We start from the raw sequence: 26,538 nt of genomic DNA on the forward strand, positions 1-26,538 counted from the left end.
ATGGAAAGCACCGTAGCACAAAAATTAGAATCGCTCAGCAACCTCCAAGAAATTGATTCCAACCTCGACGAAATAAAAAAAATCAGGGGAGCACTTCCAGAAGAAGTGATGGACCTTGAGGATGAAATTGCCGGTTATGAGACCAGGGTTCAGAAGTTCAACCAGGATCTGGAAGAACTTGAAGGCTCTATTTCAGACAACAAGACCGCAATTAAGGACGCAGAAAAACTCATCAAAAAGTACGGTGAGCAGCAAATGAATGTCCGCAACAATCGTGAGTACGACGCAATCACCAAGGAGATTGAATTACAGCAGCTTGAAATACAAATTCTTGAAAAAAGGATCAAAGAGGCTTACGTAAAGATCGATACCAAAAAAGAAGAAATACAAGGAACGAAGGACGTTCTTAGCGAACGCAGCAAAGACCTTGAAAGCAAGAAAAAAGAGCTTGATGTCATCGTGAAAGAAAGCGAAGACGACGAAAAAGCGCTTAGCAAAAAGCGAGAAGCCGCAGCAGCGAAGATCGAAGAGCGTTTGCTTAAATCCTACGACAAAACAAGGGCTAACGCAGTAAACGGCTTGGCGGTTGTTCCTGTGCGCCGAGGCGCATGTGGTGGGTGTTTCAATATTGTTCCTCCTCAAAGACAAGCTGACATCAGAGAGAAGAAAAAACTCATCGTATGTGAGCACTGCGGTCGTATATTAGCAGGAGTTGATGACGAGATTGAAGAAGAAGACACAAAAGGCAAAACAACAAAACGGACGAGAAAGTAATTTCTTGACATTCGTTTGTATCCCATATAAGCAGGTGAGTCTCAGGGCTCGCCTGTTTTTGTTTGTGCTCCTGCCATTTTTTCATTCCTCTGCCATGCAAGCAGACCTTGGCTGGCAACCTTCCGTGGTAGAAACGCACGACCTAATTCTACAATACAGGCTTTCTGAGGCCAAGACCCTCCTGGCAACTCTCCCCAACTCTCCGGAAAAAGCCTACCTCCTTAACCTCAGCGACTTTCTTCAAATGATCTACACTGAAGATAACGGCTTTTACGAAAGCTATCTCGGCAATCTCCCAAAGAGAAGAGCATGGATAGAGGAATTGCCAGAAGGAAATGCCCAAAAGGCGTTTTATCTGGCAGACATGAAATTGCAGGAGGCGATGTTTAAAATCAAATTTGGGGACTACCTGTCGGGGCTATACAGTTTATTGCAGGCGCACAGCCAAATAGATGAACTTCAAAACCGTGATGACAAAATTCTCCCATTCTTAAAGTCGGCTGGTGTCATCAACATCCTCATTGGCCTGACGCCCGAAAAGTACGAATGGGCCATCCGGTTGATTGGCCTTCAGGGTGACGTAGCCACCGGAATTGAGCAGCTAACAAGCCTTTCGTCCAGTAGCAGTCCCATGGCAGATGAGGCCCTGATCATCCTTGGATACTTCTATGCCTACCCGCTTCATGAACCAGTAAAAGCAAGCACCCTGTTTTCGCAAATCCTGGAAAAGCAACCCAATAGCACGCTTGCCCGGTTTATGCTGGCCACTTCTCTTAATAAAGCGCACAAAGGTGAACAAGCGCTGACCACTTTATCGAAAATCCCGGCGGATCAGCAAAAATCACTCACTCCGGTTAACTACCTTTTTGGAGACCTGTATCTCGAAAAAATGGATTTGGATAAAGCCCGGGAGCACTACAAAATGTTTACCCAATCGTACAGCGGAGATAACTTCAAGAAAGATGCGATGGCCAAAATAGCTGCCTCGTATTACCTGGAAGGCGACACACGCAGCGCAAGCACATGGAGTGAAAAAGCGTCTAAAATGGAGCGAAGCACGACTGAACCGGACAAAAATGCGGATGTGTTCCTTACAGAAATAAACCAATATCCAATCCCACTGCTGAAGACAAGGCTTTTAACCGACGGAGGCTATTGGGAAGAGGCAAAGCGACAACTATCTACTGTAAACCCATCGGAACTTGATGGAAAATGGCTATGCGAGTACTATTATCGTTTGGCGAGGCTCAGTCATTTGCAAGGAAAAGACCAATCAGCTATTCCTCATTACCAACAGGCTTTGAAACTTGCCGAACGGCAACCCTGGTACATGGGCGCTAATGCTGCTTTGCAACTTGGGCTCATCATGAAGAGCTCCGGAAAAGACCAAGAAGCAAAGGGGTATTTTGAAAAAGCAATCGGCTTCGAGAACCACCCTTACAAAGCAAGCATAGACTCCAGCGCTGAAAGGGAGCTAGCCCGGCTGACTTCAGATTAATTCCACGCCTTCAAGATGGCTGACATCGTTGGCTGTGACCATCGAAAGCTGCTCTCCGGTATAGTTGAAAACGTACAAACCAAGGTTAGAATGGCCAAAGCTCTCCATTAGCTGAAGCGGATAACCGAGCATCCAGCACACAAGAATCCGAATAGCTCTTCCGTGCATACAAATCAGCACTTTTTCTTCATCTGGTTTGCTCAGAATATATTTCATAGCCAGCTTCTGCCTTTCCATGACCTCTATGGGCGACTCTCCCCCATCTATCCGCTGATCCAGCTCACCTCGCTGCCACGCCTCAAGCGTCGTCAGATAATGGCTATGGATGTCTGGCTCAAAGGCCAGCCCTTCTTTGTTACCCCAGCTAATCTCATCCAGCCCTTCAAGTTTCTCGTGGGGGATGCCCTGGTTTATGAATGACTCCACTGACTGGTAGGTACGGATCAGCGACGACACGTACACCTTATTGAACTTTTCGTCTTTGTAGTGGTTAAAAAATGCCCTGGCTTGCTCCTGCCCTGTTTGGTTCAAAGGCGCATTTACTCCTCTTCCCTGAACCTTTTTCTCCCTGTTAAACTGGGTTTCACCATGTCTAACGATATATAACTGCTTCACACCAATATTGTCAAATGAGTCACAAAACTACAAGTAAACGATAAATATGTCCGTTTTTAAACTTTTAAATTCAACAGCCTGTTTTGCAGGTAATTCATTCAGTGCTAAATTTCGACACCATTCATAAACGACCACTTTTTTGAAGGAGAAGAGCAGTACGGAAACAGAGATCAGAGAGCTTCACATCAGGGAGATCATTTCGGGAGCCATTAATGGAAAGAAATCGTTCGCTTTTTGGAAAAAACAAGGTCAACCCCAACTCCTGGGTATCGTTGACCTGGGCGAGCAACCGTCAACAGACAAGGGAGACTTAGAAGAAGCAAGCCCTGGTTTTGCCGTAAGCCCCTTCCTGAACGAGGGTAGAAAAAAAAATATCAAAATCAATGCAGATCTTGTATTTACCCCGACCGACAACAGTTCAGGTTTCCAGGTAAATCCGGCCGTTGGCGTAAGTAATGAGCAAACTGACTCGTTTATCCAGGGCGCATTTGAACCCCTGCGGCCAGCATTACTTGAGGCATACTTTCCGGCAACTGACATGGTAGCTGCCAGCCAAAAAGGCAACTTTATTGACATTGTAAACAAGGCAAAAGAGAACATCAAAGCAGAAGTTTTTAATAAAGTGGTGCCTTCCCGGTATACGGACGTTTCATACCCGCCAGGCTGGGACTTTATATCCGCTTTTGAAAAGCTTCACCAGCTATACCCCAACGCCTTCGTCTATGTTTTTGGCATTCCAGGGGTTGGTATATGGATGGGAGCCACTCCCGAGCTTTTGCTCAGCATAGTGGATGGCAGGTGGTTTAAGAGCGTGGCTTTGGCTGGCACGCAAAGGATTCCCGAATCAGGCGACCTATCCCAGGTGGCCTGGACACAAAAAGAAATTGAAGAACAAGCTTTGGTTTGCCGGTACATTATCAACTGCTTTAAAAAAATACGATTGAGGGAGTATGAAGAAAAGGGCCCTATATCTATCAAAGCAGGTAATATGGCGCACCTCAAAACGGAGTTCTACGTGGACATGGAAGCTGTCAATTTTCCACAGCTGGGCAGCGTAATGCTGGATTTACTTCACCCCACTTCGGCTGTATGTGGCATGCCTCTTGAGCCATCGTTGCAGTTCCTCAAGGAGTTTGAAGGCTTCGACAGGGAATTTTACACAGGCTATCTGGGGCCGGTGAATATGCAGGGTAGCACCCAGCTTTATGTTAACTTACGATCCATGAAGCTGCTTTCAAACAGGGCCAGGTTATTTGCGGGAGCCGGAGTTACCGAAGATTCGATAGCGGAAAAAGAATTTGAAGAAACCGAACTGAAACTTCAAACGCTTATGTGCCTGTTCTAAGCCGCAAACATGGTAATCAAAGCAATCAACGATATAGCCAGCATTTGTTACCTGAAAGGACTGCGTAATGTTGTGCTTTCTCCCGGGTCACGATGTGCACCCCTTACGCTGGCCTTCAACCGGCATGGCGACTTCAACATATACACAATCCCCGATGAGCGGGCAGCTGCGTTTATCGCATTGGGCATGGCTGAAAGGACAGAAACTCCAACGATACTTATCTGCACATCGGGCACCGCTGTACTGAACTATGCTCCAGCGGTCACTGAGGCTTATTACCGAAACATCCCCTTGCTGGTGCTAACAGCCGACCGACCACCAGAATGGCTGGAACAATGGGATGGCCAAACAATCAATCAGAAGGCAATATTTGAGCCTCATATAAAAAAGTCTTTCAGTTTCCCTGACAGCTTCGAGCATAAGGATGCCTTATGGTTCTCGCATCGCTTGGTGAACGAGGCTATCAACTGCTGCAGCTCGCTCGAGAATGGCCCGGTTCATATTAATGTCCCTTTGAGGGAGCCTTTCTATCCGGAAAAAGGCGAAAAATTGGTCTTTGACAAGGCGATAAAGCTCATAGACGAACCGGCATTTGAAAACTCTCCAGGCAAAGACACACTTTTGCGCCTATCAGAAGAACTAAACCAGTCTGCCAAAATTGTCATAGTCGTTGGGCAGCACAAACCCGACAAGTCGCTTATCGACGCTCTTTCGATTGTATCGCTTAAGCTCAATATTCCTGTCGTAGCCGACATCATTGCCAACCTGCATGGCTTTGCAGGCACTATCAGGCATTCGGATGCTTTTTTACCAAAAGCCTCTGCTAGTTTAAAGCCTGACCTTCTGATCACTTTAGGACAATCAGTGATCAGCAAAAATCTCAAACTGTTTCTCAGGCAGCACCGGGCCAGCGCCCATTGGCATATTGCCCAGGCTGGTCACATTCCGGATCCGATGCAATCGCTTACACGAATTGTTAGGATGAGTCCCACTCACTTTTTCAAACAACTACTTGACACGGGTGTTACTCCAAAATCGCAGGAATTCATGGAAAGCTGGAGAAGCCTCGATGAGAAAGTGAAGGAGAATTTTAACAGCATTTTTACTCACCAACCTTTCAACGAATTTCAAGCAGCATACAGGTTTATCAAAAGCATTTCAGGAGAAGCCAAATTGCACCTCGCCAATAGCATGGCGGTGAGATATGCCAATTTTGTAGGCCTCAGTTCCCAGCAAAATAATATTTTTGTGCATGCGAACAGAGGCACCAGCGGTATAGATGGCAGCACCAGCACCGCAGTCGGCATTACGCTCACCTGTGCTGTCCCCAACTATCTGATTACAGGGGATGTGTCTTTCTTCTACGATATCAATGCCTTTTGGCACAATTACCTGCCCGCCAATTTCAAGATCTTACTATTAAACAATCACGGAGGCGGGATTTTCCGGCTTATCCCCGGGCCTTCCCAGCAGCCAGAACTTGAGGAGCTTTTTGAAACGCAACAACCAAGAACTGCCATAAGAATGGCAGAGGAATTTGGTTTTAGCTATTTCAAAAGCACTGGAGAGGAAGATTTCAATAGCCAGCTGATCTCATTTATGGAAGATGAGAATCGGGCTATCTTTGAAGTAGAAACAAACAAGGAAAACAATCAGTTGTTCTTTAATCATTTCAAATCTCATATAAACACCTGACATGGCATCAAAATTTGAATGGCAAACGATAAAGGAGTACGAAGACATTCGCTTTGAATTTCTGGAAGGAATAGCCAAAATAACTATCAACCGCCCGGAAGTACGCAACGCATTCAGACCGCAAACAGTCAATGAAATGTCGGAGGCAATGGACTACTGCCGGGAAGACCCGGACGTTTACGTGGTTGTGCTTACCGGAGAAGGCGACAAGGCATTTTGTAGCGGTGGCGATCAAAACGTAAAAGGCATTGGCGGGTATGTGGGCAAAGACGGCGTTCCCCGCCTGAATGTGCTTGACCTGCAAAAGAAAATACGGTCACTGCCTAAGCCTGTGGTAGCCATGGTCAATGGATTCGCCATTGGTGGTGGTCACGTACTTCACGTAGTTTGCGACCTCACTATTGCTTCAGAAAATGCCATTTTCGGGCAAACAGGCCCTAAAGTGGGGAGTTTCGATGCTGGCTTCGGTTCTAGCTACCTGGCCCGCCATGTTGGGCAAAAGAAGGCCCGTGAAATCTGGTTTCTTTGTCAGCAGTACAGCGCCAAAGAAGCTGAAGACATGGGAATGGTTAATAAGGTAGTACCGCTCGATCAGCTGGAGGAAACTACAGTGGAGTGGTGCAGAATCATGATGCAGCGCAGTCCAATGGCTCTGAGAATGATCAAGATGGGTCTCAACGCTGAACTGGATGGGCAGGCTGGCATTCAGGAACTGGCGGGTAACGCAACTTTGCTCTATTATTTCACCGAGGAAGCCCAGGAAGGAAAAAATGCTTTTCTCGAAAAAAGAGCTCCTGACTTCAAGAAATTTCCAAAGTTCCCATAAACAAAAAAAAAGGGTGCGTTCGCACCCTTTTTTTTCTTGGCAGACAAGCCTACCTGCAGGCTTTCCCGCTTATTTCATACTTGTTCTTAGAGCCAGTCACTTCAAAAGAAAATGTCTGACTGATTACTTCAATCACCTCGTTGATAGGTTTGCCATCAAAAGTGGCTGTCAGTCGGCAATCACCGATTTCCTTATTTCCCAGCCTGATGTCGGCTTTGTAAACTTCGTTAAGTGTACTCACTACCTCCGTCATGCTTGTTTGCTTGAACACCATCTTATTGGTCTTCCATGCCAGGTAGTTTTGGTTCATGTTCTTCGACTTCGACACGCCCTGGCCTTCCCTTCTAACCACACCTGTTTCGCCTGGAAACAACTCCACCTTTATCGGTCTCTCAGCCACATTGGGTTGTGGTTTTTTCGTCAGACTCACCACGCCAGTTTCAACAATCACCTCCGAATATTTCGCTTCACTTTCAGTCTTCACCTGAAAGGAAGTACCAACAACAGTCACCATCGCCTCAACAGTTTCTACTTTAAAAGCACGATCAGGGTCAGGCGTGATGTCAAAAAATGCCTTCCCGTTGAACACTACTCTTCTTTCTTCGGCAAATTGGGTGGGGTAACTAAGGCGTGACATGTCGCTCATCGAAACCACCGATCCGTCGGACAGCTTAACATCCTTGGTCTCACCAGCGTCTGTTCCAACTACCACCCAGCCGTCAACGGTTATCTCATCGCTGCTGCTAGTCCCACCTCCGATAAAAAGAAAATAGCCTATGCCCAGCAACACTATTACCGACGCTGCTACAGCCCATAATTTCACGGAGAAGCCACCACGTGGCTCACTTGGTTTTGTGAAATTCTTCTGAGTGGAAATCCTGCCCATGACGGAGTCTCTCGCCTTCTCAACATCAAAGGACTTTACATCGGTAGCAGACCATGCTTCTGAGAACGAAAGAAACTCCTCTTGATTTTCGTTTCTCCATTCTTCAACTTGCTGCTGCTCTTCTAAACTGGCATTACCTGAGAGGTACTTAGCCAACAATTCTATCATTTTCGACCTATTAGAAATATCTAGTCTTGTAACACTATCTGCTTACCCGACCCTTATCCAATTATACAATAAACGTGCAAAGATACATAGAAAACTTATTTGCGAGGTCGGGTTTCCGGCTCATATTCAATCGGCAGGCTTTCCGCCAACCTTTCCCATGACCAATAACCCAAAGTAGTCACCGCCAATGGATCGTAAATAAAACCCCTTTTGTCTACTGACACCGTGGGAATATTCAGCTGCAAGTAAGACACCTGCCTGCTTCCTCCTGACTCTCCCGCCATCCTGTAGTTTAGCCCAGCTGGTGAGGCCAGGTTATTACTAAGAAGCTTCTGCTTTTCCTCAAGGTACGACATTGGCTCTGTCTCCCGAAGATACATTACCTGGAGATAGTCTTTAAATGACAGCTTTTTCTCATAGGGATGTGAGCCATTTTTCATTATGCTATTGATTGTAACTTCGTAAAAAGGTACCGGACCTGAAGTTGGTAAATCATAGACCTTGTAAACAAGAAACCCTTCTTTTCTCAGTCTGTTGGCCGTTAGCGACCTGATGAAATGCTCCAACGACCCACGGTAGGCCCGCAAGCGGTTCTTGTTCCACCTCTTTAGCTCGCCTTCATCAGAAGGGATCAGCTCTTCAAACCTGGATTTCCCAACATATCTCGTTGTGCCTCCCCGTTGCTCAAACAATTCAAGCACATAATAAATCCTATAACCCAGGGCCCAGTTCTCAATAATCAGTGGCTCGCTGGCATATCCTATGAGCAGGTCATCGTTTCCATAGTACTGAAAATCCAGCACGTGGTCATTTGTAATCACACAGCGGGAAGCATTTGGTGTGGAGCCCAGGAAAGCAGTTTGGAATGCCCGAAGGTGCCGCTCCCAGCTTTTGTCTTTGGTGGAGATAATCTCAATGCTTTCAAGTTGGTCCAGTTTCGAAATCAAAGCAATTCGCAACGCAATGTCCGAAGTATCCTGAATGTTGATCCTTTTTACTCCCAGCTGATAAGCCACATGCGAAAAAGTGACCTCATAAGTGCCTAAGGGCAGGTGATCGATACTAAAAAAGCCATTCTGATCAGTGCCATCCCCCAACATGGACTTTGCAACAAAAACATTTACTCCTTCGATTGGAGCGCCGGTGGCATCATCAGTTACAGTACCAAAAAGCATCACATGCTCCTTAAACTTGGCTTCCTCAACAGCCACCTGAGGCTTGAATATAATGATCTGATCTCCGATGAGCTTATACTCCAGGCCCGTGCCGGTAAGAAGCTTACTCAGCACATACTTGACTGACTTATTGGACTCAGCTAATGTGAATTTCTGTTTGATTGGTACGATATCGGCGTTGTAGGAGAAAAAAATACCAGAAACTTCCGACACCCTGATAATTGCGGAGTCCAGATTTACCTCCCAAACCTGAACGTCAATCACTCTGTCCAATACGGACTTCTGGCTTTGCGCACTCACCGTACAGCAACAGTCCAACAGTAGAATTGAAAACAAAAAATGAAATCTATACGATTTCATATGTGCATGCGGTTCATTAGCAGAGAATCAAGCTATGTATCAATAGCTTCCTAAGTTCTGAAATTTGCCGGGCTAATTCAAAAAAACATCAATCAATTGTCTTTCAAGAAATCTTTCAGCTTTTCACGCAGCAACCTAAGTGCCTTACCCATCTGCACTTCAACGGTCTTCACAGAAATGCCAATATGGTCGGCTATCTCCTGGTATTTCAACCCGTCAAACCTGCTCATTCTAAAAATTCGCTGACACTGTGGAGGCAGCGAGCTTATTGCCACCTCAATCTTTTGTTCCAAATCCGGCTCTTCGTGAATCCCATAAGCGTAGGTTGATTCTTTTTCGAGGTAGTTGACAACATAATGCTTGTAGGCGTCCCTTACCTTCAAATGCTTCAGGTGGTTAAGGCAAGTGTTGTGAACCGACCTGAACAGATAAGATTTGACAGACGAGTCGGGAGCCAGCGACTCGCACTTCTCCCAAAACTTAACAAATACGTCCTGCACAATTTCTTCCGCCGACTCCGGGTCATTCAGGTATTTGTTAGCATAGCTGCAAAGAATCGAGTAGAACGAGTTGAAAACAATCTCAAATGCCCCTTCCTCCTTATTGCGTAACCGCTCAACCAGTAAAAAATCAGACTCTGTCAAGTTCTAGTAGTGTTATCAACTTATATTTGATGGAAAATCAAAAATATAAATTCAGTCCAACAAATCTATTATTTGCCATCATTTGATCATTAACTTAATACACCTTCACTGATTGATTTACAATAGCACCATCTGGCTGAACGACAAAAGGGTTGATTTGACATCAGCTGACGACTTGAGTACATTCGACAACTACGAACAGGGAATTCTCCTATTCATCAAAGAATGGCTGTCAGGCTCAAATCGGTTCACCCTCCATACATCAGGATCCACCGGCATTCCAAAAGAAATTGAAGTGACCAGGAACCAAATGATCGCCAGCGCTAAGGCAACAGTCAACTTCCTGAAAATCGCCCAGAAGACACCGGTTACGGTTTGCATTGATGCCCGCTACATAGGAGGAAAAATGCAATTGGTGCGTGCACTTATTCATGACCTGCCCTTGCAGATCATTACTCCGACCACCCGGTTAATGGATCAGCTTGATGCGCTGCCCTCGTTGGGCTTAATGTCCCTCGTTCCTCTTCAATTATACAACTTGCTCGACGCAGCCCCGCAAATTTTGAACAAGGCAAGTGCCGTACTCATTGGAGGAGCGCCTGTTCAGGCAAACTATCTGACAAAATTAACCTCGACTGCCCCTCCTGTGTACCATACGTACGGCATGACGGAGACCATATCCCACGTGGCATTAAAGCACCTAAATGGTGAAGACCTCTCAGACGAGTTTATGTCGCTGCCCGGCATTGAACTAGCAACTGATGACCGAGGATGCCTTGTGATAACAGGTGAGGTGACTGGCAACCAACCGGTGACCACCAATGACATCGTTGAACTAACAAGTCCTTCCACCTTTTTATGGAAAGGGCGCTACGACAATGTTGTCAATTCAGGAGGTGTCAAAATTTTTCCTGAAGAAGTGGACAAACTCATTGCCTCCGAACTCGACGCTGTGGTGCCCGGCGCACAGTTCTTCACATCTGGGGTGCCTGACGAAAAACTGGGCCAAAGGTTAGTTCTATGTATTGAGTCGGCTCAAAATATCGAAGTCTCTGGTCTAATTGAAACCTTAAAGGCCAAGCTCCCAGCCTATCATGCCCCGAAGCACATTTACATTTTAGAGCACTTTATAAAAACATCGTCGGGCAAAGTCGACAAATTGAAAACAGTTGATTCAGTTTTGTCTTAAATTTGTCCTTTGAAGCACTACTACATGACCAACACGATCTCCATTGACTATTTCACACAGAACATCCCTGCCCCATATTCTTTTCATATCCATGCAGAGCTAGCACCCGCTGACAGTGTAGCTGTTTCATTTACACTCACCTATACCGACAGAGAAGCACTTGAAGAGGACGAAATACTCAATGAAGGGTTCACTGGAGATGATGACATCAACTGGTCGGGCTCACTTCCCGGCGTGTGGAATGAGTCGTTGGAAGAGCTGATCAAAAAAACTACCTGGAGTGGCAAGGCCGATAAGCTGAGTCGGTGCAAAATAAAAGTGACCCTTCCGGGGGATGAGGCAAAATATCCCGCCAACACAGGCAGCTGGGAGTATTGGCTTCAGGAGTTGCAGCAAGCCTGCATTGAAGCTGCTAAGGTTGAAAAACCACTTGAGATGGACTTTGTGAAGGGCGAAAGAAAGCTTTCTTTGAAAGGCTCATTTGAAAAAAGAGAAGCCTTCATTGAGGAACGATTGGGTGGCCTGGTCGTCAACAAAAAAATACCCTGGGAAAAGCTTGGGAAGGTACTAAAGCAAATTTACATCGCCGAATACTACCCGGAGGACGTGCAACCAAACTATAATACCAAGGGAGATACCTTCCTGAATATTGGGGGTGGTCAATGGTTCAACCTGTCAAAGGCCAACCTCCATATCAGCAAAAAGAAAGAATGGCTCACCAAACTCGAAGCCGCATTTGAAGACCTTATTACCGGTCCTTCAGCTTAACAACTTCCTGTTGCAACTCCAGCACTATCTGCGTGAGCTTTTCCAGGCTCAACTCTGACGATTTTCCATCGTCAGGAAATTTGAAGCTAATAAAAGCCTTTGCTTCCCAAATTTCGAGCACCTCACTTCCCTGAATTTCATAGGGCGTGTAAACAGAATTGTCTGATACCAGATAGAGCTTGCCATTGTCCTTGAGGTAATTGAATACCCGCTTGTAAACAACACCCTCTTTGCTGGTCACCAACACATAGGTTTTCCCATTTTTTATATCATTCGAACTCTCCAGGTATTGGCCTATGATAATAGTGCCACTTTCAAGAGGCAGCATGGAATCGCCGCTAATCTCAAACGCTCTGTAGGTCGCATTTTTTGGCAACACGGGCAGCTGAAAACGTGGTAGCTCCTCGATATATTCCGGATCAGCAAAACCATTCAGATAGCCCGCAGAGGCCTTTTGCGGAACAAGCTCTATGTTCTCATTGTCATCTTTATCGACAGTAATAGACAGCACTTTGAACTTGGGTGAATTTCCACCAGCCCCAATCGGCGATGCTTCCTCTCCTTTGCTCAGGTTTTTACTGATAAAATCGTCCGCTGTGATCTGGAAAAGCTCGGCCATCTTAAGAAGTGTTTCAAGTGGCGGGGATGCTCTCCCCTCCTCGTACGCTCCTACGACAGACCGTTTGATGCCTACTTTTTCAGCAAACTGTTCTTGTGTCAGCCCTTTCTGCTTTCTCAAAAAACGTATGTTCTCGTTTATATTAACCATGTCAATAGCGTTATCAGGCGTCAAAAATAATAAAGTTAAGGTCGTCAGCATCCTTTTTGCCGATGCTGTACAAATTAATGTGATGAAATGAATCACTGGTATTCATCCGGTCAAGCCGCATACGGATTCTCTCCATCACTTTTTTAAGTGTTTCCTCAGCATTCACCAGCACATAGCCATACAGTTGTTTGCGATCAGCAATACTTGCATAAAATTTTACCTGGCATCTTCCCGAATGAAGCTTCTTCGAAGTAATCTTTATCTTATATTGGTCATCAAAATGACTTGAATCGTAGGATGAGACATTGCTCATGCTAACATTATTGTCGCTTAAAGCTCTTAACTCCATAATATTTAGCTTTTGTGACAATAAATTTAGTAAAAAGTATTTTTACGTGAAAGGGATATTAAAAAAAATTAAATAATGATAATTTCAGGGAATTCTATGAACCACTTAAACTACACTACACATGTCTGAAACAGATAACAAGAACAGGTTATTTTACGGCAGTTGCTTTGCGCTGATCACTACTGCCTTCACCTTTTCGATTCGGGCGGGAATTTTACCCCAGCTGGGCCAGGAATTCAACCTGACTGCCGAACAACTTGGCTTCATCAATTCAATGTGGTTTTTGGGCTTTCCCATCTCCATGATCATTGGGGGGCTGGTTTACTACTCAGTAGGCCCTAAAGTTATCATGCAGGTGGCCCTCTTATCACATGCCATAGGAATTCTGCTCACCATCTATGCAGGTGGTTACTGGACCCTGATCATCTCGACACTTTTCATTGGCTTTGGCAACGGCTGTACTGAAGCAGCATGTAACCCGATGATTGCTGACTCCTATTCGGGTACAACGATGAATAAAATGCTAAACAGGTTCCATATGTGGTTCCCTGGGGGCATTGTTATTGGTAGCCTTATTTCAAAGTTCATGACCGACGCAGGCATGACCTGGCAGTCTCAAATTTGGGTGCTTATCATCCCCACACTTATCTACGCTTACCTGTTCTGGGGACAAACATTCCCTAAACCTAAGATTGAAGGCCAGTCTTCATTGGCTGAAAACTTCAAGGCGATGATCTCACCAGTTTACATTTTCCTCTTTGTGTTCATGGCCTTTACAGCCATTTCAGAATTTGGTCCTCAGCAGTGGGTAAACATTGTACTCAATAGCAGTGGCGTTAGCGGCATGGTGTTATTGGCGTTAACCACAGGTGTAATGGCAGTAGGCCGATTCTTCGCCGGCCCGGTTGTAAAAGCTCTCGGCCAAACCGGTGTTTTACTTGGAGGAGCTATTTTCACTTTCATAGGAATCTACTTATTCAGTACAGTTACCGGCCCTACGGCTTACGCTGCAGCCGTTATATTTGCCATTGGCGTTTGCTATTTCTGGCCAGTAATGGTTGGAGCAGTTGCGCAACGGGCGCCCCTTAGCGGTGCTCTCGGTATGTCGATCGTTGGCGGTGTGGGTATGTTTTCTACCTCTATCTGGCAGCCAATTATTGGAGGATGGATTGACGATGCCAGAGCTGAAGCGTTGTCGCAGGGCCTTACCGGAGATGCGCTGGAATTGGCCGCAGGACAAGAGACGTTGACTACCATGTTATTCTTCCCAGGCATCCTGATAGTGGCATTCACCATCTTCTTCTTCTGGCAGAAAGGTAAGAAGCCTGCCGTTGAAGCCGCACACTAACAAAATCAAAACCGAATTGATAAAAGCCACTTCCAACGAGGTGGCTTTTTTTTTGTTATCCATTGAATTGTAACTTCATCTATTCGAAAAATTTAGTGCCATGGAGCCTCTCAATATCATGCACGAATATGTGCTGCCAAAGCAATTCAGGTTCTTTGGCATCCTTGCTTTAGTCTTTGCCATCATATTTTTCACTCAGCACATCAACCTGTTCGGCTTTCTGGTTTCTTCCGCTTCCGTTTTTTTAGGAGCACTTATGCTTACTGCCAGATATGGGCTGTCTCTTGACACCTCTCAAAAGCAATACAAAGAATTTGTGTCTTTACTTTGGTTTCAAAGCGGTACCTGGAAAGACTATACTGGCATCGAGAAAATTTTTATCAACAAAATAGTGGAGTCAGAACGGATGGTGAGCCGAAGCGGAGCAAAATTTGACTTCAAATCGCAGAGCTGCCAGGCGTACATCAAGTTTGACGATGGTCAAAAAATAGAGCTCGATAGCGACAAATCGAAAGAAAGACTGCTCGCCCGACTAAAGGAGTACAACGAGCAACTTCAGACTATCATTCAAGATAATACGATATGAAGGCCAAGTCAGCTTCCTTTCACACGATAAGGTTGGTGCCCGGGCAAATGCTTAGAGAAGCGCTTTCGGCCTGGGCTAAGACGCATAAGGTTGATGCTGCCGCAATCACTACTTGTGTTGGAAGCCTTAAAAAAGCAGCGATACGGTATGCCGATAGCAACACTACCACAATAACCGAAGGCAAATACGAAATTGTATCGCTAACAGGCACTCTCTCCAGGCACGGTATTCACCTGCACATCTCATTATCACACGGTGATGGGAAAACTATCGGCGGCCACCTGATGGACGGGTGCGAAATTTATACAACTGCTGAAATTGTCTTGGCCGAGCTTGAAGGAGTCGTTTTCAAGCGGCTCCCCGATGCAGTTACTGGCTACCTTGAGCTCAACGTGGAAAAGAAAAGTTAGCCTAAAAGAGGCTCGCATTCTCAATCATGTCCCTCGTTACCCGGTAAAACTCCTTATGGATGTTGAAAATCGGTTCATTTTCCCCTGGTTGAACAGCTTCGTAGCTACCGTCTTCCTGCATCACATACTTGTTGTAGTTATCCTTCTGGTTGAACTTCAGAATATTGATGGCTTGCTTTTTAAGGAATGGATCATTAATCAGAAAAAGTGATTCCAGGCGGCGATCAAAGCTCCTTACCATGATGTCGGCGCTTCCAGCATACACTTTTGGTTCGCAATTGTTGTGGAAGTAAAAGATACGGGAATGCTCCAAATACTCTCCTACAATCGAGCTCACGGCAATATTCTCGCTTAGCCCGGCTCTGCCGGGGCGAAGGCAACAAATACCCCGAACTGTCAGCTTTATTTGGACACCAGCCTGCGAAGCCTGGTAGAGGGCATTGATCACGTCGATGTCTTGCAACGAATTGATTTTGATGACTATGCCACTAGGTAAGCCTGAGGTGGCGTTCTTCGCTTCATTGAGAATGAGCTCTATCAACGAGTTTCTCATTTCCCTCGGTGCTGTGATCAGGTTCTCATATTTTTCAGGGTAAGAATGCCCGGTAATGGCGTTAAAGAACTCCGACACGTCGCTGGCGTACACCTCGTTGGTGCTTAGAATGCCTACGTCGGTATACAATCTGGCGGTGGCCTCATTGTAGTTACCACTGGCAAGGTGCACATAGCGGGTAACCTTCTCCCCCTCCTTACGCACGATCAGCATCAGCTTCGTGTGGGTTTTTAATAGCCCTACCCCATAGATCACAAAGCACCCGGCCTTTTGCAGTCGCTTGGCCTCCCGCATGTTGTTCTCTTCGTCAAATCGTGCTTTGACTTCAAAAAGTACCGAAACGTGCTTCCCATTTTCAGCCGCATTTAACAGCGATTCTATAATCCTGCTATTCTTAGCCAGCCGGTAAATAGTAAGCTTGATCGACAATACGTGAGGATCCTCTGCTGCCTTTTCAAGCAGGTTCATCAGCGGCTCAAACGAGTTGTATGGGTGATGAAGCATGATATCCCTACGCTTCAGTATCTTGAAGATATTTTCGTCGGCATCCTGACTGATACTGACCGGCTGAACCGGAGCTGGAATAGGTGTGCAGAGGTGCGAAAACTCAGGGTGTTTCACGATCTGCCAGAGGCCGGTGTAATCCATCAAGCCAGGTTTGTGGACAGTGATAACGTTTTCTTCGTCCAGCTCCCACCTCAGCTTCAATTGCTTTATGAGCCACTTATCGTATTTATCCTCCACCTCGATCCGAACGACTCTTCCTGTTTTCCTGGTTTTCAGCTTACTCTTTAGCTCATCGATAAAGTTGGCCTCCAGATCCTCCGACTCCTCCAAAGTAAAATCACCATTCCTCGTAACCCTAAATAAGGTCTCAGAAATTATTTCGACGTTCTTGAAAAACGAGTCGATATATGTTCTGACAATGTCTTCTATCGGCACGAAATAAAATGTATCGTTCCGTTCTATCTCATAAAACCTGGGAAGGTTGGTGGGGATCTGAATAAAAGACATCTTCCTTTTCTCCTCATGCTCCTCCCTGCTTCTGGTAACCACACCAAAAATAAGCACGTTATTGACCAGGATAGGAAAAGTGTGAAATGAGTCAAACACCATTGGAGTGAGCATGGGGTGGACCACTTTTTGAAAGTAGTTTTTAACTCTTTCCTGCTCCTTCTTTTGCAGGTTTTCTACCTGGGTAATCTTTATACCATTCTTTGGGAGTTCTGGCAAAAGGTGCTCCACAAAGTAGTCTGTCTGCTCTTTCGTAAAAATCTTGAACTCACTTAAGAGCCTGCGTTTGAACGGAATTGCCTTGAGCCCGGAGAGATCCACTCTTTCCTTGCCATAGTCCAGGTAGTTGTACAGCGAGCCCATTCTGATCATGAAAAACTCATCAGCATTGGAAGCCGTAATAGCGAGGAACTTCAGCCTGTCGAGCAAGGGTCTTCCCTCCTTTTTGGCCTGATCAAGCACCCGATGGTTGAACTTCAGCCAGCTTAAATCCCGGCTAATGTATTGACTGTTATCTATTTGTGTTGAATAGCGGTCTTTAAGGATCAGGTCGCTCATGTAAGTCTGTATTTATAAACAAAAAAGGGTTCGATGTTGTCGAACCCTAAATTAGCTTTTCCGATTCGATTATTTAAACATCTACCTTCGCATACTTGGCATTCTTTTCAATGAATTCACGCCTTGGAGCCACTTCATCGCCCATAAGCATGCTGAAAAGATGATCGGCCTCTGCCGCCGACTCTATGGTCACCTGCTTCAGGCTCCTGAACTCAGGGTTCATCGTTGTTGTCCACAGCTGCTCCGGGTTCATTTCACCCAAACCTTTGTAGCGCTGCAAACCAATAGAATCTTCTTTACCATCGCCAGCCATTTCCTTGGCAGTTCTTATCCTGTCGTCTTCCGACCAGGCATAACGCTCCTCTTTGCCCTTTTTCAAAAGGTACAAAGGCGGTAGTGCAATGTAGAGGTAGCCCTTTTCAATCAAGGCTCTCATGTAACGGAAGAAGAATGTCAGGATCAGCGTACGTATATGACTTCCGTCAATGTCCGCATCCGTCATAATGATCACCTTGTGATAACGAAGCTTCTCCATGTTGAGACCTTTCTCATCATCCTCAGTGCCAAAGCTCACGCCAAGCGCTGTGATCATGTTCTTGATCTCTTCGTTGTCGTATATCCTATGCTCTTGTGCTTTTTCGACGTTCAGAATCTTACCTCTCAAAGGCAAAATGGCCTGGAACTTCCTGTCTCTGCCCTGCTTGGCCGAACCACCGGCAGAGTCCCCTTCCACAAGATACAATTCACACACAGCGGGATCCTTGTCAGAACAGTCGGCCAGTTTACCCGGAAGACCTGTGCCTGACAATACGTTTTTGCGCTGCACCATCTCACGGGCCTTGCGAGCTGCATGACGTGCCTGGGCAGCAAGAATCACCTTAGAAACAATCATCTTAGCTTCCTTAGGGTGCTCTTCCAGATAATACTGCAGCATCTCTGAAACAGTGGTATCAACAGCGCCCATTACGTCGGAGTTACCAAGTTTGGTTTTGGTTTGTCCTTCAAACTGAGGTTCAGCCACTTTTACCGAAATAACGGCTGTAAGCCCTTCTCTGAAGTCATCGCCGGCAATTTCCATCTTCACTTTGTCGAGAAGCCCCGACTTGTCGGCATAAGCCTTCAATGTACGTGTCAGTGCCCTTCTGAAGCCAGCCACATGCGTACCTCCTTCAATGGTGTTGATGTTGTTGACATACGACACCACGTTCTCGGAGTAAGAGGTATTGTAGTTCATGGCCACCTGCACAGGGATATCACCCTTTTCACCATCGATATAGATAGGCGCTGGAATAAGCTTCTCCCTTGTGGAGTCGAGGTATTCAACAAACTCGGCAAGCCCTCCTTCCGAATGGAAATCGTCACTGACAGGAAGACCATTGTCATCGAGGTTCCGCTTGTCAGTCAACGTGATGTGTATACCGGCATTGAGGTAAGACAATTCCCTCAATCGGCTGGCCACTGTTTCGTAGTTATATTCCAGCGACGTGAAAATGCTCCCGTCGGGCTTGAAATGGATCGTAGTACCACGCTGATCGGTTTCGCCAATTTCACTTACCTTGGTTTGGGGTATACCTTTGGCGAATTCCTGCTGATAAATTTTGCCGTTTCTGTGGACTGTGGCAACCAATTGGGTCGATAACGCATTCACACAAGAAACACCTACTCCGTGAAGACCACCTGATACTTTGTAAGTGTCTTTATCAAACTTACCTCCGGCGTGGAGCACAGTCATTACTACCTCCAGGGCAGACTTCTGCTCTTTCTCCATGATGTCGGTGGGAATACCCCTACCGTTGTCTTCGACAAGAATGGAGTTATCAGTTTCAATTGTCACCTTGATAAGGTCACAATAGCCTGCCAGTGCTTCGTCAATGGAGTTGTCTACTACTTCCCAAACCATATGGTGAAGGCCTCTAATGCCCACATCACCTATGTACATGGCCGGCCTCTTTCTTACGGCCTCTAGTCCTTCAAGGACCTGGATATTTTGTGCTGAATAATTGTTGCTTTTGTTACTTCCTTTTTCGTCACTCATCTTTCAGTTTTAAGCTCGTCAAAAATAGTATAATTATCACTCTTATACATGTTTAACAGTAGGAAATAATCAACTAAATCCTTAGTTTTAAGGTATGAAAAGCAAATATGCAGTGTTATCGTTTTTAATCATTATTTTCCCAGTTTTTCTTTGGGCTCAATCGACGTCTGCCTCAAAAAAAGGCAGCGAAGTGAGAACCAAATTTTCGATTGAAATGGGGGAGTTTAATTGGCGAACCGCTATTGCCAACACCCAAAAAGACACCATTAAATTTCTTAACCTTTCGCACTGTCAAACAGACAGTTTAGGTATCATTCTAGCTGCCTATCCACATATTACAGGGTTAAGTTTAAGCAGCACTCTTTTTAATCCCGATGACCTGGCTGGCGTTCACCTCGATTCCCTGAGAAGGCTTGATTTGTCAGGGAATCGTTTGAGGGAGATACCGGCATTTGTCTATCAGTTAAAGCGACTTGAGTCACTTGACCTGAGAAGCAATTTTATTGACAGGCTCCCTGGTAAACTGCGAAAACTCAAGCAGCTGGACGTAGTTGACCTCTCGTACAATCGGCTCGACAGCCTGGGATTGACCGCAGGATGGAACTGGCAGATTAGCAAGGTTTATTTGAATCAAAATAACCTTGATGAAGTCCCCAGGCAGATAAACAGGCTTCGGAGAATTGAAGAACTGGTAATGATGAACAATGAATTAACGAGCCTCCCATCGAGAACCGGCCGCATCAGAACACTGAGGGCCCTGAAGCTGGAGAACAACTGCATTCAAACAGATGGACAGAACCTGCGTCCCCTCCGACGCCTGCAGCTATTGAATTTAGACAACAACGACATCAACTACCTCACACCAAATCTGCTGGCACTGAAAGAACTCAACAACCTGCAGTTCAACAATAATGCGATTCTTGACATTCCTGATTGGATCGACGGGTTTGAACAACTGGAAGCTTTTTCAATGTACAAAAACAGGATCAGGCAACTCCCTGCAAGTTTCTACAATCTGAGAAAGCTTAAGGTGATCGACATCTATCATAATGAACTTGAGGTGATTGATCCGGCCATCAACAATTTCAGTGAGTTGGAAATACTGTATACTTCTTACAACAAGCTCTATTCTGTTCCGGCTGAAATTGCAGACCTGCCACGTCTAAAAGCCCTGTACCTTCACCACAACCGGCTTAGCTACCTGCCTGAAGAGTTTGGGAAACTGAATAATCTGGAGATATTCCACGTCAACAACAATTATCTCAGTGCGTTTCCTTTGTTTGTTCTGACTTTGAAAAAATTAAGAGAGTTAAAAGTATCTAACAATGATATCAGGGATTTTCCGAGAGAGGTAACAAAACTCGATGAGCTCAAGGTTTTCTTTTTTAACAATGAGCTCATTAAGGATTTCACAGGTAAAGAAGCGGACACGGTGGAATTCCTAAAAAACTACATGACGGCCAATGACATCCTTATTGACTACAAGGCTATGGCCAACTAGATGGTGCGCTTCAACGCCCGAATAGAAAGCAGCTTAGGGGTTAGCCGCATAATGGTCGACGGTCAGTCAATTACTACATCGAATTGCTCGTCGTAATCGCCGATATCAAACTTCACTGAGTAGTGACCCGGAGCAAGAGACGAGACATCAAAGAGAACTCCATCTGATTCTTGCGTCATACTAAATTCAACAGGAGCGCCATTGCGATCAAGCACCGTTGTTGCATATCCCAGATCGTACAGAGCATCTTCCAGCCTGATTTCGAATGCTTTTTGTTCTTTGGCTTTGTGAACTGCTGGTTTGTGGTCAGCAAAATCAACTGTTACTTTTCGCACATCAAACACTTCCCTTGCTCCTTCGCTGCTTGTCTGCGACAGTCGATAATAAGTGGCAACCGGCAATGGGTTTTTATCCTCAAACTTGTACTGCGTTTCACTGGATTTTGTACAAGCAGCCTTTACGATGCCTAAAACAGACCAGTTGAGGGCATCAGACGACTTTTCTATGGTAAAGTACTTGTTGTTGTTTTCGCTGGTTGTAACCCAGGAAAGTTCCACTTGCTCATTTGTAGAAGTGGCTGTCCAGCTCCTTAGGTTCAATTTAGAAACCTCCGGAAATATGGCATGTGCGCCTTTACTATAGTCATCGCCCACAATGGCGTTTACCTGATCATCTGCGATTGGCCAATGTTCCGGGCTAACTTCGAACATAACATCCAGTAATTCTCCCTCGAAGTCCAACCTCCAGTTGTCTTGCGACCCACCATGGTTGGTGACCTCCTCATCGAAAATTTCAGTATCGTTATTAACTCTTTTCGTTCCATCAGTAATGGCTTTTCCTTCGGCACTTAGAAGTGCTACAGATAAAAAGGCGAGAACAATTAGCGTTGACTTCATGGCACTGTTATTTAGATGAAATGAATTTAGGTATCATTAAGATGTCAAATGGAAAGTGTCGACTAACTCCCTTAAAATTTCGTTGAACATTACCATTTCGCAGACCAAATTTCAGCGGCCGTCCGCCAAGCCAGATGCGATCCAACCAGCGGTCTGGAATGGAAAGCGATAGCCAACTTGCATACAGTCCAGAATTTCGATCGTTGGTAAGACACCTTACTTCTAAACTTTCCATCGTAGCAATTACCGGACAAGCAGAGCTTTTGGAATAAGACATAACTAACTGATATTCAGATATAAATAAGCTATCAATCGATAATTACTTTGATATTCTGAACGTAGCTACCGACGACTACTTTCACAAAGTAGTATCCCGTTGACAACGAGGTTGCATCCACAGCCACTTCTCCCCACCCCTGACTTACATTGGTCTCAACCGCTCTTCCATTGACGTCAAACATTTGTATGGCATAGTCGGCCTCCAGCAGTACTTCGGGCAGTTTTATCTTGAACAATCCGTTGCTAGGATTGGGGTATAGCAGCAAATTCGTCTCAAAAAGGTCGAGCTTCACCGACACTATTTCAAACACCTCAGTGGTTCCATCATAGTCAGTTTGCGACAGTCTGTAGTAGTTGGTTGAAGGCATTGGCTCTTCATCCATCAGGTCGTAATACATTTTGCGGTCTGTAGTGCCTGCTCCTTCCACTATTTCAAAGACTTCCCAATTTTTGGCATCAGAAGATCTTTCAATAGTGAAGTAATGGTTGTTCTTTTCAGCGGCAGTAGTCCAGGTTAGTAGAACCTGATTGTCAACTTCCTTTCCGTTCCAGTTAAGAAGCTCAACCGGCAACACACCTGAAGAAGACTCCATAACACCATCGGCATCGGCCGTTGCGCTCGAAGGAGTTGCGCCTCCGGCGACGGCAGTTCCTGCGCCTCCGCCGGTTCCATTGGCACCACCAGTACCCTGGGCGTTGCTTGTAGAAAAATTGGTTGCCGGCACTGTTCCGGAGAAAATAATCACTCCTTTGCCGCCGCCACCGCCACCGCCGTGGGTACTACCGTCGTTAACAGAACTTCCGTTTCCTCCGTTGGCCTCTGTGGCAACAGCACAGCTCAGGCTCCAGTTGTTTACCTGGAAGACGATCGATCCTCCAGCACCAGCACCAGCACCTCCGTCGTTTCCTGTAAGGCCTTTACTTGCACCATTTGCCGTGATTGACAAGCCGCCACAGCCGCCATTGGTTTGAATAGTTGAAGCCCTGATGATGATGATTCCTCCGCCGGCACCACCTGTAAGAGACAGCCCGTTGTTTTGCTGGCCGCCTCCGCCGCCGCCACCCATGAACACCCTCGATGCAGTGATGTAGTCACTAAGATCCAATCCTCCAAGGCCACCGGATGTAGGGGTGCAGCCGCCAGCAGAGCCGTTCCAACCTGGGCCGCCAGTACCACCTGTAGTGTAGTTACCACCACCGCCACCGCCGGCATTGTGGAAGTTGCCACCACCGCCGCCGTTGGCTACCTTACCTCTGGCAGCACGGTAGTTGGTAGATGTTACTTTATAAATGCTCTCGCCTTTTCTGGCGTAACTATTGGAGTTGGAAATGTAGGTAGCAGCATCACAAGCGCTGCCATCTCCAGTGGGATTTGGTATGCCGCCGACGAAACCCTGAGCATTCACAGAAATGTTATTTGCAAGGGTCAGGGTATTATTGACATCAATAGCAAAAACACCACCTACGTTCCCATTCCAGGGAAGGGCAGTGAGGTCGGCAGTTGTGGTGTAGTTGACATACTCAGGGAATGAGATAATCTGAACAGAGCTGTTGGTGCCAGTGTAGTAAGTGTTGGTGAGTGATGAAGTGAGCGTGATTGATGTGGGAGTACCCGCCGATTCTGTTACGGACTGAATGGTGGCCTGCTCATAAAGTCCGGCACTTCCTATCGCTGCAATGTTGCCAAAGTTGGAATTGTTCCCAGTGTTTGTCCCAATTACATTGTCCTGCATTTGCATAATAAGAAGTTTCTCACCCGCTTCGAAAGTGGCGTACGTCTCATTTACGTTGGATAGTGAAAGGTTGGCACCAGAAACGTTGGTGACTTTGGCATAGGCATTGATTACTGACTGACCCTGCGCTGAAGTAAATATTCCTGATAAAATGGCAAAATAAACTAATACATTCTTCATAGCCGTACTCTTAGAAATTCTTAAATCTTCCTAAAAGTACGGCGCTAAATCAAGCAGGTGTTGAAGACTCGACTAAGCAGGACATGGTTTCGCCCAACTATGTGTTTCCTTGGATGAATCGAAATCCGGGAAACCTGAAATCAGCCTTTTTTCAGTATTGATTGGTGGAAAGCATAACGAGTGTACATCCTTCAACTACCTCTACTCCTTCACTACGAAGCAGCTCCTCAAGCTCAGGGTTCTCACTGCCAGGGTTGAACACCACTCTTTTTGGGTGCAATTGGGTAATATAGTCGTAAAGGCTCTTCTGATGCTGAGGGCCAACATACATTGTAATGGTGTCTACCTCATTTATCAAGGGCGAGGATGTTACGTCTAAAATTTTATGGCCAAAGACCTCTCCCTTTTTGATGCCTACGGGAACAATTTCGTGGCCTGCCTTCAAAAGCCTGTCAGCTGCGATATAGGCATACCGCTGAGGATTGGTGGTGGCGCCTAGTATTACTGTCTTTTTACTCATCTAGTTAACGAAAAAACCGGGGCCATTTTTGGGCCCGACTAAGAATCCGATATTCACCCCGATTATAATTGGAAACGAAATATTGCTCTGGTTTAAATCAGAAAACACATTATTTCGTTCAGCAGTCTCCTGATAATTCTTTCTCAGGAGCCTATAACCGATACCTGCTCCAATATAAGCGTCCACCGTGAAGCCGCTGCCCCCGGGGTCACTCAGCCAGCGATTACCAAGAAATAACCCATATTCTATCTTCTGCTCCTGCGTGCCGATTGTAATACGGCCGTTGTTCACTCCCGTCGAATCGATGATATGCGCACGGTGGTCAATAGAGGTAAATGCCACCTCCTGGCCAAAGTAGAACATCCCAAACAGGTTATCGCTATCGTAGAACTTTTGGCGCAGCTTAATTCTGCTCCCTTGCAGAAAGAGTTTATTGTCCTGCACAGAGGAGGAGCCTTTGAAAAATGGTTGTTTCAGATAAATAAACTGAAATTCGTAGCCCAGTCTCTCCTGTGAATAGTGTTCGACGGACACCGGTAAGCCCCCAAGCAGGGGCGCAGCGGGATTGGTGGCAAAAATCCATCCCTTGTATTCGCCGACCCGTGGCGTAAAATACCGGGAGTTACGATTTTTAAATTTGTACTCTGGTTTGTTATATGGCACCCTGTCGGGCACAAGGTTTTCGGTTTCAGAAAGCCTGAACACTGGCTTATCATCCTCGTAAATAGGCCTATAAAGCCCAGCCAGGCTGCCATCTTCGTGGTAGAGTTTCCATTCGCCTACTCTATCTCCATTTCGAACCTCTCCCTCCATTTTCAAGGTGCCGTCCTCATAGTAACCCCGAAAAACACCCACACCGTCAGTGAAAAAACATTCCCCCTCCAGCACTCCACTTTCAAAATAATAGTACCACTGGCCAACTTTCACGTCATCCTTCAAGTCGCCTTTCACCTTTATTTTACCGCTCTCGAAGTACTCGGTGTAGGTGCCAAAGCCGTCACGGTAAAGAACACTTCCCTTCGTTTGTCCATCTCTTTCAAACAGCTTCCATGAGCCATCTTTCTTACCGTCTGCCAGATTACCCTCAGCACTGACCGTTCCATCCTCGTGATAATACTTCCAGTTGCCTTCCTTTGTCCCGGCTTCAAACGCCCCCTCTGCAGAAATCTCTCCATTGGTGTGGAAATATTTCCAATCCCCTACTCGCTCACCCTCCCTGAACATGCCTTCAGCTTGCTTGCTTCCGTCTTCAAAATAGTATACCCACTTGCCTTCACTTCTACCACCTTTATTCAAGCCCTGTGCTTTTAGCTGTCCTGATGGATAAAACTCTTTATATATACCTGTGCCGTTTTCATAAAACGCCTGAGCCTTCAGCGTTCCGTCTTCGTAGAAGTAATTCCAAATACCCTGGCGTTCCCCATTTTTGAATGCCCCCTCACTCTTTATGTCTCCATGCTCAAAGTAAAACGTCCAGTTGCCTCCCCGCACTTCGCCATAGAGGCTTCCCTGCATGCTCTTTTTGCCACTTTCGTAGAAGTATTCCCATTTTCCGAAGGGGATTCCGTTTTCGAGATACCCCTTCATTTTTATCCCACCACTCTCATAATAGTACTCCCACAGCCCCGTAGCTGTTCCCCGGCTGTAGTTGCCCATCATTTGCTTGTTACCAGTCACGTAGTAAGATTCGTAAAGCCCCTGTAGCTCTCGGGGGTTGGCATAGGAAACGTGGTATTTTTCCTTCAGGTACTTTTTTTCCTGGTCATAGTAAACAGACTTCTCCTCCTGCGCCGTCAATGACTGAACGACACATAAAAGGCCAAAGGCCAGCAAGAACACCTGTTTAAAGACCGTCGCTACCATT

At 45.9% G+C, this 26,538-nt stretch carries 23 protein-coding genes; 11 read left to right on the forward strand and 12 right to left on the reverse strand.

Going from position 1 to position 26,538, the window contains the following annotated elements; all coding sequences use genetic code 11:
- Together AAC052_RS26080 and AAC052_RS26085 are read left to right on the forward strand one after the other, a co-directional pair.
- Complete coding sequence (locus AAC052_RS26080) at positions 1–774, forward strand: C4-type zinc ribbon domain-containing protein (RefSeq protein WP_152000890.1); 774 nt, start codon at positions 1–3, stop codon at positions 772–774.
- Positions 716–2,272, forward strand: a complete 1,557-nt coding sequence (locus tag AAC052_RS26085) for a hypothetical protein (protein WP_339816086.1) — start codon at positions 716–718, stop codon at positions 2,270–2,272. The genes AAC052_RS26080 and AAC052_RS26085 overlap by 59 nt, the downstream gene beginning before the upstream one ends.
- Here AAC052_RS26085 and AAC052_RS26090 read toward each other — a convergent pair.
- A complete protein-coding gene (locus AAC052_RS26090; protein WP_339816087.1) occupies positions 2,264–2,887 on the reverse strand; it encodes a histidine phosphatase family protein in 624 nt (207 codons plus the stop codon). The two genes, AAC052_RS26085 and AAC052_RS26090, sit on opposite strands and share 9 nt — an antisense overlap.
- A gap of 139 nt (positions 2,888–3,026) precedes the next feature.
- Between AAC052_RS26090 and AAC052_RS26095 the strand changes: the two genes are divergently transcribed.
- Genes AAC052_RS26095 through menB form a run of 3 tightly spaced genes read left to right on the forward strand, consistent with a single transcriptional unit; the run spans position 3,027 to position 6,753 of the window.
- Positions 3,027–4,232 carry a chorismate-binding protein gene (locus tag AAC052_RS26095; protein ID WP_339816089.1) on the forward strand — a complete coding sequence of 402 codons (1,206 nt, stop codon included), beginning with the start codon at positions 3,027–3,029 and terminating at the stop codon, positions 4,230–4,232.
- A 9-nt stretch (positions 4,233–4,241) separates the two neighbouring features.
- Entirely contained in the window at positions 4,242–5,927 is a 1,686-nt protein-coding gene (gene menD, locus AAC052_RS26100) for a 2-succinyl-5-enolpyruvyl-6-hydroxy-3-cyclohexene-1-carboxylic-acid synthase (protein ID WP_339816091.1), read from the forward strand.
- 1 nt (position 5,928) lies between these two features.
- Positions 5,929–6,753 (forward strand): 1,4-dihydroxy-2-naphthoyl-CoA synthase, encoded by an 825-nt coding sequence (gene menB / locus AAC052_RS26105; protein WP_317491317.1) that lies wholly within the window; start codon positions 5,929–5,931, stop codon positions 6,751–6,753.
- Between the two features lie 49 nt (positions 6,754–6,802).
- Here the strand turns inward: menB and AAC052_RS26110 are convergent, their stop codons facing one another.
- From AAC052_RS26110 to AAC052_RS26120, 3 genes are all read right to left on the reverse strand, one after another.
- Positions 6,803–7,807 carry a FecR domain-containing protein gene (locus tag AAC052_RS26110; RefSeq protein WP_339816092.1) on the reverse strand — a complete coding sequence of 335 codons (1,005 nt, stop codon included), beginning with the start codon at positions 7,805–7,807 and terminating at the stop codon, positions 6,803–6,805.
- Between the two features lie 95 nt (positions 7,808–7,902).
- The gene (locus AAC052_RS26115; protein WP_339816116.1) at positions 7,903–9,246 is read right to left on the reverse strand and encodes a carboxypeptidase-like regulatory domain-containing protein; all 1,344 of its coding nucleotides are present in this window, start codon (positions 9,244–9,246) and stop codon (positions 7,903–7,905) included.
- Positions 9,247–9,434: 188 nt separating this feature from the next.
- The gene (locus AAC052_RS26120; protein ID WP_317491314.1) at positions 9,435–9,986 is read right to left on the reverse strand and encodes an RNA polymerase sigma-70 factor; all 552 of its coding nucleotides are present in this window, start codon (positions 9,984–9,986) and stop codon (positions 9,435–9,437) included.
- 112 nt (positions 9,987–10,098) lie between these two features.
- On the opposite strand from AAC052_RS26120, the gene AAC052_RS26125 reads away from it, so the two are divergent.
- Together AAC052_RS26125 and AAC052_RS26130 are read left to right on the forward strand one after the other, a co-directional pair.
- Positions 10,099–11,175 (forward strand): AMP-binding protein, encoded by a 1,077-nt coding sequence (locus tag AAC052_RS26125; RefSeq protein WP_339816093.1) that lies wholly within the window; start codon positions 10,099–10,101, stop codon positions 11,173–11,175.
- A gap of 9 nt (positions 11,176–11,184) precedes the next feature.
- A complete protein-coding gene (locus tag AAC052_RS26130; protein ID WP_339816094.1) occupies positions 11,185–11,943 on the forward strand; it encodes a hypothetical protein in 759 nt (252 codons plus the stop codon).
- Here the strand turns inward: AAC052_RS26130 and AAC052_RS26135 are convergent.
- Together AAC052_RS26135 and AAC052_RS26140 are read right to left on the reverse strand one after the other, a co-directional pair.
- A complete protein-coding gene (locus tag AAC052_RS26135; protein WP_317491311.1) occupies positions 11,924–12,712 on the reverse strand; it encodes a LexA family transcriptional regulator in 789 nt (262 codons plus the stop codon). The two genes, AAC052_RS26130 and AAC052_RS26135, sit on opposite strands and share 20 nt — an antisense overlap.
- A gap of 13 nt (positions 12,713–12,725) precedes the next feature.
- On the reverse strand, positions 12,726–13,061 hold the full coding sequence (locus tag AAC052_RS26140; RefSeq protein ID WP_317491310.1) for a hypothetical protein: 336 nt from the start codon (positions 13,059–13,061) through the stop codon (positions 12,726–12,728).
- A 121-nt stretch (positions 13,062–13,182) separates the two neighbouring features.
- On the opposite strand from AAC052_RS26140, the gene AAC052_RS26145 reads away from it, so the two are divergent.
- The 3 genes from AAC052_RS26145 to AAC052_RS26155 all read left to right on the forward strand — a co-directional run bounded on the left by AAC052_RS26145 (position 13,183) and on the right by AAC052_RS26155 (position 15,405).
- On the forward strand, positions 13,183–14,409 hold the full coding sequence (locus tag AAC052_RS26145; RefSeq protein ID WP_317491309.1) for an MFS transporter: 1,227 nt from the start codon (positions 13,183–13,185) through the stop codon (positions 14,407–14,409).
- A 100-nt stretch (positions 14,410–14,509) separates the two neighbouring features.
- Positions 14,510–14,995 (forward strand): hypothetical protein, encoded by a 486-nt coding sequence (locus AAC052_RS26150; protein WP_317491308.1) that lies wholly within the window; start codon positions 14,510–14,512, stop codon positions 14,993–14,995.
- A complete protein-coding gene (locus AAC052_RS26155; protein ID WP_339816095.1) occupies positions 14,992–15,405 on the forward strand; it encodes a PPC domain-containing DNA-binding protein in 414 nt (137 codons plus the stop codon). Before AAC052_RS26150 ends, AAC052_RS26155 begins: the two co-directional genes overlap by 4 nt.
- Before the next feature lies 1 nt (position 15,406).
- On the opposite strand, the gene ppk1 is transcribed toward AAC052_RS26155, so the two are convergent.
- Positions 15,407–17,530 carry a polyphosphate kinase 1 gene (gene ppk1, locus AAC052_RS26160; RefSeq protein ID WP_339816096.1) on the reverse strand — a complete coding sequence of 708 codons (2,124 nt, stop codon included), beginning with the start codon at positions 17,528–17,530 and terminating at the stop codon, positions 15,407–15,409.
- A gap of 73 nt (positions 17,531–17,603) precedes the next feature.
- Positions 17,604–19,565: a DNA topoisomerase (ATP-hydrolyzing) subunit B gene (gyrB, locus tag AAC052_RS26165; RefSeq protein ID WP_317491305.1), complete on the reverse strand. Its 1,962-nt coding sequence runs from the start codon at positions 19,563–19,565 to the stop codon at positions 17,604–17,606.
- Positions 19,566–19,659: 94 nt separating this feature from the next.
- On the opposite strand from gyrB, the gene AAC052_RS26170 reads away from it, so the two are divergent.
- The gene (locus AAC052_RS26170) at positions 19,660–21,066 is read left to right on the forward strand and encodes a leucine-rich repeat domain-containing protein (RefSeq protein WP_339816099.1); all 1,407 of its coding nucleotides are present in this window, start codon (positions 19,660–19,662) and stop codon (positions 21,064–21,066) included.
- 62 nt (positions 21,067–21,128) lie between these two features.
- Here AAC052_RS26170 and AAC052_RS26175 read toward each other — a convergent pair whose 3' ends face one another.
- The 4 genes from AAC052_RS26175 to AAC052_RS26190 all read right to left on the reverse strand — a co-directional run bounded on the left by AAC052_RS26175 (position 21,129) and on the right by AAC052_RS26190 (position 26,537).
- The gene (locus AAC052_RS26175; protein WP_339816100.1) at positions 21,129–21,962 is read right to left on the reverse strand and encodes a hypothetical protein; all 834 of its coding nucleotides are present in this window, start codon (positions 21,960–21,962) and stop codon (positions 21,129–21,131) included.
- A gap of 308 nt (positions 21,963–22,270) precedes the next feature.
- Positions 22,271–24,154, reverse strand: coding sequence for a T9SS type A sorting domain-containing protein (locus tag AAC052_RS26180; protein WP_339816101.1), 1,884 nt, complete (start codon positions 24,152–24,154; stop codon positions 22,271–22,273).
- Positions 24,155–24,305: 151 nt separating this feature from the next.
- A complete protein-coding gene (locus AAC052_RS26185) occupies positions 24,306–24,674 on the reverse strand; it encodes a CoA-binding protein (protein WP_339816103.1) in 369 nt (122 codons plus the stop codon).
- Positions 24,675–26,537, reverse strand: coding sequence for a membrane-binding protein (locus tag AAC052_RS26190; RefSeq protein WP_317491300.1), 1,863 nt, complete (start codon positions 26,535–26,537; stop codon positions 24,675–24,677).
- Position 26,538 lies beyond the last annotated feature (1 nt).

Origin of the sequence: uncultured Imperialibacter sp. (assembly GCF_963974565.1) — a bacterium.
Taxonomy (GTDB): domain Bacteria; phylum Bacteroidota; class Bacteroidia; order Cytophagales; family Cyclobacteriaceae; genus Imperialibacter; species Imperialibacter roseus.

Bases quoted from the DNA above. Each gene is read 5' to 3' on its own strand.
- AAC052_RS26080 (WP_152000890.1), top strand. From the start codon at position 1: ATGGAAAGCACCGTAGCACAAAAATTAGAATCGCTCAGCAACCTCCAA.
- AAC052_RS26085 (WP_339816086.1), top strand. From the start codon at position 716: ATGACGAGATTGAAGAAGAAGACACAAAAGGCAAAACAACAAAACGGA.
- menD (WP_339816091.1), top strand. From the start codon at position 4,242: ATGGTAATCAAAGCAATCAACGATATAGCCAGCATTTGTTACCTGAAA.
- menB (WP_317491317.1), top strand. From the start codon at position 5,929: ATGGCATCAAAATTTGAATGGCAAACGATAAAGGAGTACGAAGACATT.
- AAC052_RS26110 (WP_339816092.1), bottom strand. From the start codon at position 7,807: ATGATAGAATTGTTGGCTAAGTACCTCTCAGGTAATGCCAGTTTAGAA.
- AAC052_RS26135 (WP_317491311.1), bottom strand. From the start codon at position 12,712: ATGGTTAATATAAACGAGAACATACGTTTTTTGAGAAAGCAGAAAGGG.
- AAC052_RS26140 (WP_317491310.1), bottom strand. From the start codon at position 13,061: ATGGAGTTAAGAGCTTTAAGCGACAATAATGTTAGCATGAGCAATGTC.
- AAC052_RS26145 (WP_317491309.1), top strand. From the start codon at position 13,183: ATGTCTGAAACAGATAACAAGAACAGGTTATTTTACGGCAGTTGCTTT.
- AAC052_RS26150 (WP_317491308.1), top strand. From the start codon at position 14,510: ATGGAGCCTCTCAATATCATGCACGAATATGTGCTGCCAAAGCAATTC.
- AAC052_RS26155 (WP_339816095.1), top strand. From the start codon at position 14,992: ATGAAGGCCAAGTCAGCTTCCTTTCACACGATAAGGTTGGTGCCCGGG.
- ppk1 (WP_339816096.1), bottom strand. From the start codon at position 17,530: ATGAGCGACCTGATCCTTAAAGACCGCTATTCAACACAAATAGATAAC.
- gyrB (WP_317491305.1), bottom strand. From the start codon at position 19,565: ATGAGTGACGAAAAAGGAAGTAACAAAAGCAACAATTATTCAGCACAA.
- AAC052_RS26170 (WP_339816099.1), top strand. From the start codon at position 19,660: ATGAAAAGCAAATATGCAGTGTTATCGTTTTTAATCATTATTTTCCCA.
- AAC052_RS26175 (WP_339816100.1), bottom strand. From the start codon at position 21,962: ATGAAGTCAACGCTAATTGTTCTCGCCTTTTTATCTGTAGCACTTCTA.
- AAC052_RS26180 (WP_339816101.1), bottom strand. From the start codon at position 24,154: ATGAAGAATGTATTAGTTTATTTTGCCATTTTATCAGGAATATTTACT.
- AAC052_RS26185 (WP_339816103.1), bottom strand. From the start codon at position 24,674: ATGAGTAAAAAGACAGTAATACTAGGCGCCACCACCAATCCTCAGCGG.
- AAC052_RS26190 (WP_317491300.1), bottom strand. From the start codon at position 26,537: ATGGTAGCGACGGTCTTTAAACAGGTGTTCTTGCTGGCCTTTGGCCTT.